The following is a 12,295-nucleotide window of genomic DNA, read 5'->3' as shown; positions in this document are numbered from 1 at the left end:
GTGCGAGGACTTTCGATCCGTACGGATCGGACGCTAGCTGTCGCAGCGCATCAGATCGATCGGTTTATAGGTCTGGTCGCTCGAAACCGTCATGCGGTTGCCCGCGTCCTTGAGGCGTAATCGCATCGTTTCCGACACTTCATCGCCCGCGGCTGAACAGAGTGTCGCGATGTCATAGCCTCCTGCTACGGGCTCCACGCGCTTGAAGCTGCAATAGACCTCACCCTTGGTCGTCAGGTCGCGCACCGTGAAGTTCCAGGGCGGAGATTTGCAGCTGGCCGCATCCACTGCCCATAGGCCCGCGAAGTGCGGCCGCGCCTCCGGTGCCGCTTCCGGCTGTGGTGCTTGCGTCTGCCTCCGCGCGTCGATCGGCGGCGCTGGCGTCGACGGCTCGGTGATCTGCACGGTGACCGCACCATTTGACGGGGTCCGTTGCGGGCCATCCTGCCCGCACGCGGCGAGCGTCGGCAGGATCAGGGCGAAGACGATCGGTTTCATGCGCTTTCAACGGCCCAGCCGCATCTTGTTTCCACCGCATGGTCGTGGCGATCATCGACCGGGGCGCGCCGACGGGCATTGCAAAAGCGCGAGCGAGCGGGCAAAGTTCTCTGAATGTTCTTTTTGAGGCACTCATGAGCGAAGCCGTGGCGCTGATTGCGATCGTCGGGGCGATCCTGGTCGGCTGGTGGCTGGGCAGCCGCGGCGGCGCTGCCGCGCGTGCGGAGCGCGACCGGTATCTCGAGGATTTCCGCCGTGCGGTCGCCGATCTCGCGGCGATGGAGGAACGCGCGCGTGACGTGCCTCAGCTGCGCGAATCGCTCGCCGTCGCGCAGGGTGAGGCGGCCGGGCTCCGCGCCGAGCGCGATGCCCGGGAAGGTGCGCTGCAGGACCAGATCAAGGCGCTGATCGAGGCGAAGGAAGCGCTGTCGGCGCAGTTCAGCGAGGTTGGCGCCCGTCTGCTTCAGGAAGCGCAGCGCGTCTTTCTCGAGCGTGCCGACCAGCGCTTCAACCAGGCCGGCGAGAAAAGCGAAGAGCGGCTCAAGCAGCTTCTCCAACCCGTCCAGACCACGCTCAAGCGATATGAGGACGGTCTGGCGCAGGTCGAGAAGGAGCGGGTGGGCAGTTATCGCGAGTTGCGCGAGGCGGTCGAACAGGTCCGTCTCGGCCAGGGGCAGGTGAAGGACGAGGCTGCGCGGCTGGTCAATGCGCTGCGTTCGAGCCCCAAGGCGCGCGGGCGCTGGGGCGAACAGTCGCTGCGCAACGTGCTCGAACAGGCGGGACTGTCGCCGCATGCCGATTTCCGGTCGGAGGTTTCGGTCGATACCGATGATGGCCGGCTCCGGCCCGATGTCGTCGTCAGCCTGCCGGGTGGGCGCGAACTCGTGATCGATGCGAAATGCTCGCTCAATGCCTATCTCGATGCGAGCGACGAGGTCGATGAGGCGGCGCGCGTCCATCACCTCAAGCTCCACGCTGCGTCGATCCGCAATCACGCCCGGCAACTCGGCGAGAAAAGCTATTGGGAGCGTTTCGGCAAGGCTGCCGATTATGTCGTGATGTACATCCCCGGCGAGCATTTCCTGTCCGCCGCGCTGGAGCAGGACGACGGGCTGTGGGACTGGGCGTTCGACCGGCGCGTCCTGCTCGCGACGCCGACCAATCTCGTCGCGATCGCGCGCACCGTCGCCAGCGTCTGGCGCCAGGAGAAGCTGGCCGAGGAAGCGCAGCAGATCGCGACGCTCGGCAAGGAGATGTTCGAGCGGCTTTCGGTCGCGGCCGGACATCTCAAGCGCGTCGGCGGCGGCCTCAACAGCGCGGTCGACAATTACAACAAGTTCGTCGCGAGCTTCGAAGGGCGCGTGCTGGTGACCGGGCGCAAGTTCAAGGAATTGAACGTCGAGACCGGGTCGCGCGAGATCGAGGCGATCGAGAGCGTCGATACGCTGGCGCGCGCACCGATGGACCTGCTGCCGATGCCGGAGGATGACGAGCGGCCGGAGGCGGCGGAGTAGGCATGCACAGGCTCCGGCTTTCGCTGGAGCGACAGGTCAGTTTTTGCGCTGAAGCACCACCGTCCGCCCGTTCGTGCCGGTCAGGATCAGCGTCTCGCCGTTGCGGAACGTCATGCCCAGCGTGCCCTTGAGGATCGCGAGCAGCTTGGTCTCCTGTTCCATCGCGGTGCCCGGGCAGGCCATTCTGGTCGCGGCGATGGCGCCGAGCGTCAGCGCGGTGGTGTTGACGTCATAGGGGCCGGAGAAGCGGTTGCAGCCGGTGGTGCCGGATATGCGGCCGTCGGCAAAGGCGATGTTGGCCGGCCGGTCGGCAAGCGCGTCCATCTCGCCCACCCGCAGGATCGTCCAGTTGGTTCCCTCCAGCGTCTGCGGCGACAGGATCGCGCCGCCACAGCCCTTCACCGTCTTTCCGTCCGCCGTCACGGTCACGCTGTCCTCATAGAGCCGGTCGCTCATGCCGTCGCTGCACTGGCTGTGCGTCACGTCCACCGTCAGTCGTGCGGTTTCGTAGCGATGGCCGTTGAACGTGGTGCGCGGTTCCGGTCGGGGCGTGTCGATCTTCGTCGCGCCATAGTCGCCCTCATAATAAAGGCGCCCGGGCGTGACCTTCAGTGTCCAGCCCGGTTCGGTGCCGAGCGCCCTGTATGTCGCCGCGGGCTGTGATAGCTCGGTTGGCGCATCACCCTTGGGAATGACGGTGCAGCCCGCAAGCAGGGCAAGAGTCAGCGGAAGCAGGCGTTTCATATCGGTTGAACAACGAGCTTCGATCGAAGTTCCCTCCCGCTGTCGGGATAATCACCCCTTGCGATGCTGGTTCAGCACTTCATAGGCCATCACCGCCGTCGCGACCGCGGCGTTGAGGCTGTCGGCCTTGCCGAGCATCGGCATTTTCACCAGCAGATCGCATTCGGCCTCATAGTCGGCGGGCAGGCCGCGCGCTTCGTTGCCGGTGAGGATGAAGGTCGGCCGTTCGTAGCGCGGCGCCTGATAATCATGGCTGGCATTGAGGCTGGTGCCGACGAGCAATCCCGGCCCGGTCCGCAGCCAGGCGATGAAATCCGCCCAGCGCGCCGTGGCGATTTGCTGCGTGAACAATGCGCCCATGCTCGCGCGCACCGCCTCGACCGAGAAGGGATCGACACAATCGTCGATCAGGATCAGTCCGCCGGCGCCGACCGCGTCGCCGGTGCGCAGCATCGTGCCGAGATTGCCGGGATCGCGCAGCGCCTGCGCCACCAGCCAGATATTCGCGCTGGTCCGGTCGATGGCATCAAGCGGGGTCGGGCGTTCGCGATAGACGCCGATCACGGCCTGCGGATTCTCCTTGCCCGACAGCTTGTGGAGAATGTCCGGGATCGTCTCGATCACGTCGCCGCCCGCTGCCTCGATGGTCGCGATCAGCCGGCGCACGATCGGGTGATCGGCCGAATCGCGCGCGTAGAACAGCATTTCGGGCAGAAATCCGGCCTCTTCGGCTTCAGCCAGGATGCGCAGGCCCTCGGCCAGGAACAGCCCTTCCTGCCGGCGATGCTTCTTGTCGCGCAGCGAACGGACGCGCTTGACGGTCTCGTTCGAGAATCCGGTAATCTCGCGCGGCATCGATCAAAGGCTCATTCTTCGCCGAATTTCGCTTCGACGAGTTCCGCCAGCAATTGCACCGCCTTTTCGGCGCCGTCGCCCTTGGCGCGGATGGTGACGCTGTCGCCCATCGCCGCGCCCAGCATCATCAGGCCCATGATCGACGTGCCGGTGACCGCCGATCCGTCCTTCTCGACTTCGACGGCCGCGCTCTGCTGGCTGGCGAGCGTGACGAACTTGGCGCTGGCGCGCGCATGCAGCCCGCGCCTGTTCGTGATCAGGACGGTGCGCGCGATCGGGGTCAAACCGATTCGCCCAGCACTTCGGAGGCGACACTGATATATTTGCGCCCCGCTTCGCGCGCGGCGGCCACGGCATCCTTCACCTTCATCGTTCGTCTTGCCCCTTCAAGCCGAATCAGCATCGGCAGGTTCACGCCCGCGATCACTTCGGTATGGCCGGTCTTCATCAGCGAGATCGCCAGATTCGACGGCGTGCCGCCGAACAGATCGGTCAGCAGGATGACGCCATCGCCGCGATCGACTTCGGCGATCGCGCGCGCGATATCCTTGCGGCGCACGTCCATGTCATCGTCCGGGCCGATGCAGATCGGCTGAATAGCCTCCTGCGGGCCAACGACATGCTCCATGGCGACCACGAACTCCTTCGCCAGAAGGCCATGGGTAACCAACACCAATCCGATCATCTATCCAGACCTGCTTTTGAAACTCATGAGCCAGCTTTCGGCGCTCCCTCCATCGCGTCCAGCGGCTTGGAGGCTAGATCGCGGTGGGCGACCGTGAGGGAAAAACCCGCATAGCGCAACCTTGCGGCCACGCGTTCGGTGACATGGACCGAGCGATGGCGCCCGCCGGTGCAGCCGAACGCGATGGTAAGATAGGATTTTCCCTCCTGCGCATAGCGCGGGAGGAGGAGCAGCAGCAGCGATTCGATCTGCCGCAACGCCTGATCATAAGCGGGATCCTTGGCGACATAGGCGCCCACCGCCTCGTCGAGCCCGGTCTTGGGGCGCAGCGTCAGGTTCCAGTGCGGATTGCGCAGGAATCGCATGTCGAACACCAGATCGGCGCTACGCGGAACGCCGCGCGAATAGCCGAAGGACATGACGGTGATCGTCGGTTCCTCCGGGCGTGCGCCGCCGAATCGCGCGCGAATCTGTTGCTGCAGTTCGTTGGACTGGGTCTCGGTCGTGTCGATGACATGCTCGGCCCAGTGGCGCAGCGGCCCCATCAGCTCGCGCTCGCGCGCGATTCCGTCCGAGACAGGACGATCCTGCGCCATCGGGTGGCGCCGCCGTGTCTCGGAAAAGCGGCGCTCGAGTTCGGCGCCGGTGCAATCGAGGAACAATGTCTCGACGTCATGGCCATGAAGCTCGCGCAACTGCTTGATGCGCATGATGATCCGGTCGGGGTCGAAGCCGCGCGTGCGGCTGTCGATGCCGAGCGCGAGCGGACGATCGTCGCCCTGGGCATCCAGGGCCTGGGGCGCTGCGAGCAGCCGGTCGAGCAGGCCGAGCGGCAGATTCTCGACCGCTTCCCAGCCCATGTCCTCCAGGCAGTTCATCACCGTCGACTTGCCCGCACCGGACATGCCGGTGACGAGCAGGATCCGTTTGGGGCGCGGCGCTTCGGTCATCGCCCGGCGCCGAGCTGGCCGAGCGCGAACTCGACCTTGAGCGGCGCCGATGCCTCGAGTCCCGCAAGGATGATGCAGGGCACCTCGATTCCCATGATCGATCGGCTGCGCCCGGGCTCGGGCAACCGCTCGGGCGGCGCGCTCAGCGTGACGAGCAGCGCGACCGGCACATTCTCGCGATAGGGCAGTTCGACGATGCCGATCCCGCGGACCTCGATCTTGCCGGCGATATTGGGCGCCGCGGCGGCGGTGAGCCCCTGGGGAAGGCGCTGCACCAGCGTATAATCGTCGCTCACCAGTTCCGCCCCGCGATCGATCAGCCGCAGCGCGAGATCCGACTTGCCCGATCCGGACACGCCCTCGATCAGCACGGCGCGGCCGCCAATCGCGACGGTCGAGGCATGCAGCAATTCGGTCGAAAGCGGGGTCAAGCCGGTGTCTCCACGGCGGGCAGGGTCACGACGAAGCGGGCGCCGGGGCCGGAATCGGAGCGATCCTGCACGACGATGGTGCCATTATGCCCGTCCACGATCGTGTTGGCTATCGAGAGTCCCAGGCCGGAATGGCGGCCGAACCCGTCATTCTCCGGCCGATCGCTGTGGAAACGGCGAAAGATCGTTTCGCGCGCGCTCTCGGGCACGCCGGGCCCCTCATCCTCGACCGAGATCAGGATCTGCTCGCCCGAATGCGTGGCGTCGATCCGCACCAGCCCGCCGGGTGGCGAGAAGGAGACCGCATTGTCGAGCAGATTCTCGACGACGCGCGCCAGTTTCGATGCGTCGCCGCGCGCCACCGCGCTGCCCTTGCGCGGGCGGGCAAAGGCGATCGGAACCGCGCCGTCGGTGCCGCGCGCCTCGCGGCTCTTCAAGATGGTCTCGATCAATATGCCGAGATCGACGGGCTCGAACGGCGCGCGCGACAATTGCGCGTCGAGCCGCGACGCCTCGGCGACGTCGGTGATCAGCCGGTCGAGCCGGAGGACATCGTCCTGGACGATCGCGAGGAGCTGCGCCTGAAGCCCCGGATCCTTGACCGTCTGCAGGCCTTCGACCGCCGAGCGCAGCGATGCGAGCGGGTTTTTGAGCTCATGCGTCACATCGGCGGCGAACGCCTCGATCGCGTCGATCCGCATGTTGAGCGCATGGCTCATATCGGCGAGCGCGCGCGCCAGCATGCCGATCTCGTCGCGGCGCTCGGGCAGGCGAGGCACTTCGACATCGCGCGCGCGGCCCAGCCGGACACGCACCGCCGCCCAGGCCAGCCGCCGGAGCGGCCGGACGATCGTGCGCGCGAGGAACAGCGAGAGCAGGACGGAGAGCAGGGCGACGACGGCGATCACCACGCCCAGTCGAAAACGTTCGGCGCGGACGATGCGCGTGATGTCGCGCGCATTCTCGACATAGAAGAGCGTGCCGCGCTCGGCATGGGGCAGCGGGATCGCCGCGGATATCATCAGCGTTCGATCGGGCGCCAGCCGCACCGCGGTGCTTGCGCCGCGACTGGCATTGGCGGCCGTGACCTCGCGCCAGGACTGGCCGTGATCGGGGGTCGGCTCGACATAGGGGGCGGGGCGATCCGCGCCCGCCACGGCGTCGATCGCGCGATCGAGGAAGCGTGCCGCATGCCGTTCCCATGGCTCCGCGTCGGGATCGCGCAGCGTGTAATTGGGGCCGCCAAGCACCCAGCTGTCGACGGCCAGCGTACCGTCGGTCGCATAGAGCCGCAGCCGGCCATTGCCCTCGCGTGCGAGCGAGAGGAGCAGGCCGTCGCGATCCGCCGGACGGGCGATGTCGAGCGCGCGCGCCATCAGCTCGATCTCGCGCGCCACCTGTTCGCGGCGGCTGTCGACCAGGCGCGCGCGATAGCTGTCGAGGTAGAAGAACCCCCCGGCAAGCAGCGCCAGCGCAAAGATGTTGACCGCAAGGATCCTGCGGGTCAGCGACAGCCGACCCGACCAGGCGAGCGAAAGATCGCCCTCGTTATTCTTCGGTAAATCGGTAGCCACGGCCGTAGAGCGTATCGATGGCGTCGAAGGCGTCGTCCACCTGGCGGAATTTGCGGCGCAGGCGCTTGATATGGCTGTCGATGGTGCGGTCGTCGACGTACATGTCTTCCTGATAGGCCGCATCCATCAACTGGTCGCGCGACTTCACCACGCCGGGGCGGCGCGCCAGTGATTCGAGGATCATGAATTCGGTGACGGTCAGCGTGACTTCGGCGCCGGCCCAGACGACGCGATGGCGCGCGGGATCCATTTCGAGCCGGCCGCGCACGAGCAGTTCCACCGGCTCTTCCTCGCCGCCCTGGGGCTGTGCCGCCAGCTCGGTCCGGCGCAGGATCGCGCGGATTCGCGCGATCAGCAGGCGCTGGGAAAAGGGTTTGGCGATATAATCGTCGGCGCCCATGGCGAGGCCGAGCGCTTCGTCGAGCTCGTCGTCCTTCGACGTGAGGAAGATGACGGGCACATTGCTCTTCTCGCGCAGCCGCCGCAGCAGCTCGAGCCCGTCCATCTTCGGCATCTTGATGTCGAAAACGCACAGGTCGGGCGGATTCTCGGTCAGCGCCTTCAGCGCATTCTCGCCATCGGTATAGAGTCGCGTGATGAAACCCTCGGCTTGGAGGGCGATCGACACCGAGGTCAGGATATTCCGGTCGTCATCGACGAGCGCGATCGTGGCGGACATTCGAGAACAGCTCCCTGGCCCCTGATCCGTCAGGATTCAGCTCGTCGGGGTGTAGAGCAAGCCGCGTCGTCCCGCAAATCGCACATGACTGCGCTGTCAGGCCGGACGGAGGTTTGACCATGCCATCCGCAGCCGATATGCGCGGGGCATCGGACGCCGGCACCCGACGAAAGGGCGCGGCTTTATTGTATCAGGAGACACGCGTTGACCGACCGCACCCCCGATTTCACGCTCGACGCACAGGGGATCAGGACGGGCGCCCAACTCCACTGGAATCTGGGCACCGCGCCGCTGGTCGAACTGGCGGTCCGCCGCGGCGAGGGTGTCCTCGCCAAGGATGGCCCGCTGGTCGTCGAGACGGGCAAACATACCGGCCGCTCGGCCAAGGACAAGTTCATTGTCAGGGATGCCGAGACCGAAGCGAGCGTGTGGTGGGGCGACACCAATCGCGGCATGACGCCCGAGCAGTTCGCGGCGCTCAAGGCCGATTTTCTGGCGGCGGTCGCCGACAAGGAGACCTTGTTCGTCCAGGATCTGTTCGGCGGATCGCAGCCCGAACATCGCGTCAATGTGCGCGTCGTCACCGAATTCGCGTGGCACAGCCTGTTCATCCGGACGCTGCTCGTGCGCCCGGAAGCTGAGGTGCTGCGTGGCTTCGTTCCCGAATTCACGATCATCGATCTGCCCAGCTTCCGCGCCGACCCCGCGCGCCATGGCTGCCGCTCGGAAACGGTGATCGCGGTCAACTTCACCGAGAAGCTGATCCTGATCGGCGGCACCGCCTATGCCGGCGAAATGAAGAAATCGGTGTTCGGCATCCTCAACTACAAGCTGCCCGTCGACGGCATCATGCCGATGCATTGCTCGGCCAATATCGGCCCCAAGGGCGATACGGCGGTGTTCTTCGGCCTGTCGGGCACGGGCAAGACGACGCTTTCGGCCGACGCGTCGCGCACGTTGATCGGCGACGACGAACATGGCTGGTCGGACACCGCGGTCTTCAATTTCGAGGGCGGCTGCTACGCCAAGATGATTCGCCTCTCGCCCGAGGCTGAGCCCGAGATCTTCGCGACGACCAAGCGCTTCGGCACCGTGCTCGAAAATGTCGTGATCGATCCTGTCTCGCGAGAGATCGATCTGGACGATGACAGCCTGGCTGAGAACAGCCGCGGTTCCTATCCGATCGAATTCATCCCCAATGCGTCCGAGCAGAATATGGGGCCGGTGCCGCGCAACATCGTCATGCTGACCGCCGACGCCTATGGCGTGCTGCCGCCGATCGCGAAGCTGACGCCGGACCAGGCGATGTACCACTTCCTCTCGGGCTATACCGCGCGCGTCGCCGGCACCGAGATCGGCGTGGTCGAGCCGACCGCGACTTTCTCCACATGTTTCGGCGCGCCCTTCATGCCGCGTCACCCTTCGGTCTACGGCAATCTGCTCAAGGAACGGATCGCCAAGGGCAATGTCGATTGCTGGCTGGTCAATACCGGCTGGACCGGCGGATCCTATGGCACCGGCAACCGCATGCCGATCAAGGCGACCCGCGCACTGCTCAACGCCGCGCTCGACGGCAGCCTGAACGATGCCGAATTCCGCACCGATCCGAATTTCGGTTTCGAGGTTCCGGTGGCGGTGGCGGGCGTCGACAGCGCGATCCTCGATCCGCGGTCGACCTGGGCGGACAAGGACGCCTACGACGCCACCGCGCAAAAGCTGGTCCGGCAATTCATCGACAATTTCGCGCAATTCGAAAGCCATGTCGATGAAGGGGTGAGGCAAGCCGCCCCATCGGCGCTCGAAACCGCCGCCTGATCCGGCCCGGTCGCTTCCGGGCCATTCCGAAAGGAAGCCCGGAAATGACCGACCACGACGTCCGATTGTTCGAAGATGATGCGGCCGTCGCCCATGTGGGCGACGGCTTGATCCTGTGCACTCTGCCGCGCGCCGAATGGACGCACGAGGCGCATCTCGCCGCCTGCCTGTACATCGTCCGCGATCGGCGGGAAATCGTGCCGGAACGCGATCTGCCCGGCATCATCCGGCGCTATAATGAAAGCGTCGGCGGGGTGAATGACGATCATCAGGGGTATCACGAAACGATCACCCAGGCCTTTCTCGCCGCGGTGCGCGCGCATCTCGCCGAACGTCCGGCGGGTGAGGGGCTCGTCCGGTCGGTCAACGCGCTGCTGCTCTCGCCGCGCGGCCGGCGCGATTGGCCGCTCGGCCATTATTCGCACGCCTTGCTCTTCTCCGTCGCGGCGCGCCGTCGTTTCGTCGCGCCCGACATCGCGCCGCTGCCATAGAGTGCCAGCTCTTGATGAGTTTGACTCATCGAGACCTGGCATCAGCCCGCGCGGCGCATGAGCGAACCGATCGAGGATGCGTCAGCATCTTCGAGATCGCGTATGAGAAGGGTGGTTGACGCGCCGCATCCGCCTGAGTAATTCCTGCTATTGATAGTCAGTCGCAATTAATCGGCAGGTGGATATGTATGATTTCGTCGACCAGCGCGTGACGTCGCTCGACCGCGGCGGCCGCTTCCTGATCTGGTCGATGCGCTCGTGGCTGGCGAGCTATGGCGAGGGGCGCTGCCCGGCGGCGGCGCTCGGGCCGGCCTTCGTCAAATGGGGGATGATGGAGGGGCTGCCGCATTTCGCGATGGCGATGACCTTGCTTGCCCGCCATGCGCACCAACCGATCGCGTTCGCACCATTGCCCTGCGGGCGCGTGCGCGAGGACGAAGCCGTGATGCTCGGCCTGTTCCGCGCGATGCGAGACGATACGCCCGATCGCGTCGTCGAAACGCTCGGCCTGATCGTCGAGGGGGACAGCGTCGCGCCGCTGCTCACCGCCATGACCGCGCTTGCCATGCGGCTGGCCGACGCCGGACTGATTCCCGAAGCCCCCCATCCCACGACGAGTGAAGCACGATGAGCGACCGTAACAAGGAAATGCTGGCCCCCTCGACCGCGCTGACCGTGGAAGAGGTCCGTTCGGTGCGTCACTGGAACGCCCATCTGTTCAGCTTCACCATCACCCGCCCGCCCAGCTTCCGTTTCCGTTCGGGCGAGTTCGTGATGATCGGGCTGCCGGGGGAGGGGCGCCCGTTGCTGCGCGCCTATTCGATCGCGAGCCCGGCCTATGCCGACGAGCTCGAATTCCTGTCGATCAAGGTGCCCGACGGGCCGCTGACCTCGCGCCTGCAACAGATCCAGCCCGGCGACCGGATCTTTCTCGGGCGCAAGCCGACGGGGACATTGGTCGCGGATGCGCTGCTTCCCGGCAACCGCCTGTTCCTGCTGTCGACGGGCACCGGCCTGGCGCCTTTTCTCAGCCTCATCCGCGATCCGGATCTTTACGATCGCTTCGGTCAGATCGTGCTGGTCCATTCGGTGCGCAACGTCAGCGACCTCGCTTTCCGCCAGGAACTGGAAAGCCAGCTCGCCGGCGACCCGCTGGTCCAGGATCAGGCGCTGCTCCAGCTCGAATATGTGCCGACGGTAACGCGGGAGGATTTTCACACCATGCGCCGGATCGATGCGCTGATCGACGATGGCGGCCTGTTCGGCGGCCGCTGCACCGGCCCGCGCCTGCTGGATCCGCAGACCGACCGGATCATGATGTGCGGATCGATGGCGATGATCCGCGATCTCGCCGCGCGTTTCGATGGCCTCGGATTCTCCGAAGGCTCCAATGCGGCGCCCGGCCACTATGTGATCGAACGCGCCTTTGTCGGCTAGAAAGCGGACAACCCACATCGTCACCCTGAACTTGTTTCAGGGTCCATGTCGAAACGGCCGCGACGGTGCGGATTGCTGCACGGATGCTGAAACGAGTTCAGCATGACGATGAAGTGTCCTTGGCTCGGCGGGATAGGGGCAGCAAACAGGGCCTCCGCCATCGCCCGAATGCCCTCCGAACCGGATCGACTGCAGCTTTTGCAGGTGACGCCCCGGGCAATCGATCCTAACCTCGATCAACCCGAACAAGGAGGTGATCGATGAGCGGTATATTGGACGGATTGGGCGGCAATCTCGAAGATCTCGGTGCGCGCTTCGGCGTCTCGCCCGATCAGATCCGATCGGTCACCGAAACCCTCGGCGCCAGACTGCAGGGTGGCGCGGGCCAGAGCCAGGCGATCGCCGATGCGGCGGGCGAACATGGGCTGTCGCTGGAAAAGCTTCAGGGCGTCCTGGCGGGCCTTGGCGGCACCGGCGCGCTGGAGAAGATCGGGCTCGATCCCAATGGCGACCTGCTGGGCCAGGTCACCGGCTTTTTCGACAAGGATGGCGACGGCAGCGCCATCGACGACCTGACCGACATGGCAAAGGGCTTTTTCGGCGGGAAAAGCTGATCAGGGGA

Annotated in this window: 15 protein-coding genes; 6 read left to right on the top strand and 9 right to left on the bottom strand. The window is 65.6% G+C overall.

Annotated features, from left to right (window positions below; all coding sequences use genetic code 11):
• Nucleotides 1-33 precede the first annotated feature (33 nt).
• Nucleotides 34-498 carry a hypothetical protein gene (locus tag AC3WN8_RS21480; protein ID WP_492671529.1) on the bottom strand — a complete coding sequence of 155 codons (465 nt, stop codon included), beginning with the start codon at nt 496-498 and terminating at the stop codon, nt 34-36.
• A gap of 134 nt (nt 499-632) precedes the next feature.
• On the opposite strand from AC3WN8_RS21480, the gene AC3WN8_RS21475 reads away from it, so the two are divergent.
• Nucleotides 633-2,012 carry a DNA recombination protein RmuC gene (locus AC3WN8_RS21475; protein ID WP_492671528.1) on the top strand — a complete coding sequence of 460 codons (1,380 nt, stop codon included), beginning with the start codon at nt 633-635 and terminating at the stop codon, nt 2,010-2,012.
• Nucleotides 2,013-2,048: 36 nt separating this feature from the next.
• Here AC3WN8_RS21475 and AC3WN8_RS21470 read toward each other — a convergent pair whose 3' ends face one another.
• Genes AC3WN8_RS21470 through AC3WN8_RS21435 form a run of 8 tightly spaced genes read right to left on the bottom strand, consistent with a single transcriptional unit; the run spans nt 2,049 to nt 7,930 of the window.
• Nucleotides 2,049-2,756 carry an META domain-containing protein gene (locus AC3WN8_RS21470; RefSeq protein WP_492671527.1) on the bottom strand — a complete coding sequence of 236 codons (708 nt, stop codon included), beginning with the start codon at nt 2,754-2,756 and terminating at the stop codon, nt 2,049-2,051.
• A gap of 51 nt (nt 2,757-2,807) precedes the next feature.
• On the bottom strand, nt 2,808-3,611 hold the full coding sequence (locus AC3WN8_RS21465) for a TrmH family RNA methyltransferase (protein ID WP_492671526.1): 804 nt from the start codon (nt 3,609-3,611) through the stop codon (nt 2,808-2,810).
• An 11-nt stretch (nt 3,612-3,622) separates the two neighbouring features.
• Nucleotides 3,623-3,895, bottom strand: coding sequence for an HPr family phosphocarrier protein (locus AC3WN8_RS21460; protein WP_492671525.1), 273 nt, complete (start codon nt 3,893-3,895; stop codon nt 3,623-3,625).
• Nucleotides 3,892-4,296: a PTS sugar transporter subunit IIA gene (locus AC3WN8_RS21455; RefSeq protein WP_492671524.1), complete on the bottom strand. Its 405-nt coding sequence runs from the start codon at nt 4,294-4,296 to the stop codon at nt 3,892-3,894. The genes AC3WN8_RS21460 and AC3WN8_RS21455 overlap by 4 nt, the downstream gene beginning before the upstream one ends.
• 23 nt (nt 4,297-4,319) lie before the next feature.
• Nucleotides 4,320-5,246, bottom strand: coding sequence for an RNase adapter RapZ (rapZ, locus tag AC3WN8_RS21450; RefSeq protein WP_492671523.1), 927 nt, complete (start codon nt 5,244-5,246; stop codon nt 4,320-4,322).
• Nucleotides 5,243-5,677: an HPr kinase/phosphorylase gene (locus tag AC3WN8_RS21445; protein ID WP_492671522.1), complete on the bottom strand. Its 435-nt coding sequence runs from the start codon at nt 5,675-5,677 to the stop codon at nt 5,243-5,245. The genes rapZ and AC3WN8_RS21445 overlap by 4 nt, the downstream gene beginning before the upstream one ends.
• Entirely contained in the window at nt 5,674-7,251 is a 1,578-nt protein-coding gene (locus tag AC3WN8_RS21440; RefSeq protein WP_492671521.1) for a sensor histidine kinase, read from the bottom strand. Before AC3WN8_RS21440 ends, AC3WN8_RS21445 begins: the two co-directional genes overlap by 4 nt.
• Nucleotides 7,226-7,930: a response regulator transcription factor gene (locus AC3WN8_RS21435; RefSeq protein ID WP_492671520.1), complete on the bottom strand. Its 705-nt coding sequence runs from the start codon at nt 7,928-7,930 to the stop codon at nt 7,226-7,228. Before AC3WN8_RS21435 ends, AC3WN8_RS21440 begins: the two co-directional genes overlap by 26 nt.
• 204 nt (nt 7,931-8,134) lie before the next feature.
• Here AC3WN8_RS21435 and AC3WN8_RS21430 point away from each other — a divergent pair, with 204 nt between their 5' ends.
• The 5 genes from AC3WN8_RS21430 (at nt 8,135) to AC3WN8_RS21410 (ending at nt 12,287) form a co-directional block, all read left to right on the top strand.
• Nucleotides 8,135-9,745 carry a phosphoenolpyruvate carboxykinase gene (locus tag AC3WN8_RS21430; RefSeq protein ID WP_492671519.1) on the top strand — a complete coding sequence of 537 codons (1,611 nt, stop codon included), beginning with the start codon at nt 8,135-8,137 and terminating at the stop codon, nt 9,743-9,745.
• Between the two features lie 44 nt (nt 9,746-9,789).
• On the top strand, nt 9,790-10,236 hold the full coding sequence (locus AC3WN8_RS21425; RefSeq protein WP_492671518.1) for a hypothetical protein: 447 nt from the start codon (nt 9,790-9,792) through the stop codon (nt 10,234-10,236).
• 184 nt (nt 10,237-10,420) lie between these two features.
• The gene (locus AC3WN8_RS21420; RefSeq protein ID WP_492671517.1) at nt 10,421-10,867 is read left to right on the top strand and encodes a hypothetical protein; all 447 of its coding nucleotides are present in this window, start codon (nt 10,421-10,423) and stop codon (nt 10,865-10,867) included.
• Nucleotides 10,864-11,673 (top strand): ferredoxin--NADP reductase, encoded by an 810-nt coding sequence (locus tag AC3WN8_RS21415; protein ID WP_492671516.1) that lies wholly within the window; start codon nt 10,864-10,866, stop codon nt 11,671-11,673. Before AC3WN8_RS21420 ends, AC3WN8_RS21415 begins: the two co-directional genes overlap by 4 nt.
• 260 nt (nt 11,674-11,933) lie before the next feature.
• A complete protein-coding gene (locus tag AC3WN8_RS21410; RefSeq protein WP_492671515.1) occupies nt 11,934-12,287 on the top strand; it encodes a hypothetical protein in 354 nt (117 codons plus the stop codon).
• Nucleotides 12,288-12,295: the final 8 nt, after the last annotated feature.

The sequence above is a fragment of the Sphingobium sp. FW305-3-2-15-F-TSA7 genome (assembly GCF_058787155.1).
Note: the sequence above shows the minus strand (reverse complement) of the source record. Positions and strands in the feature narration are given on the sequence as shown.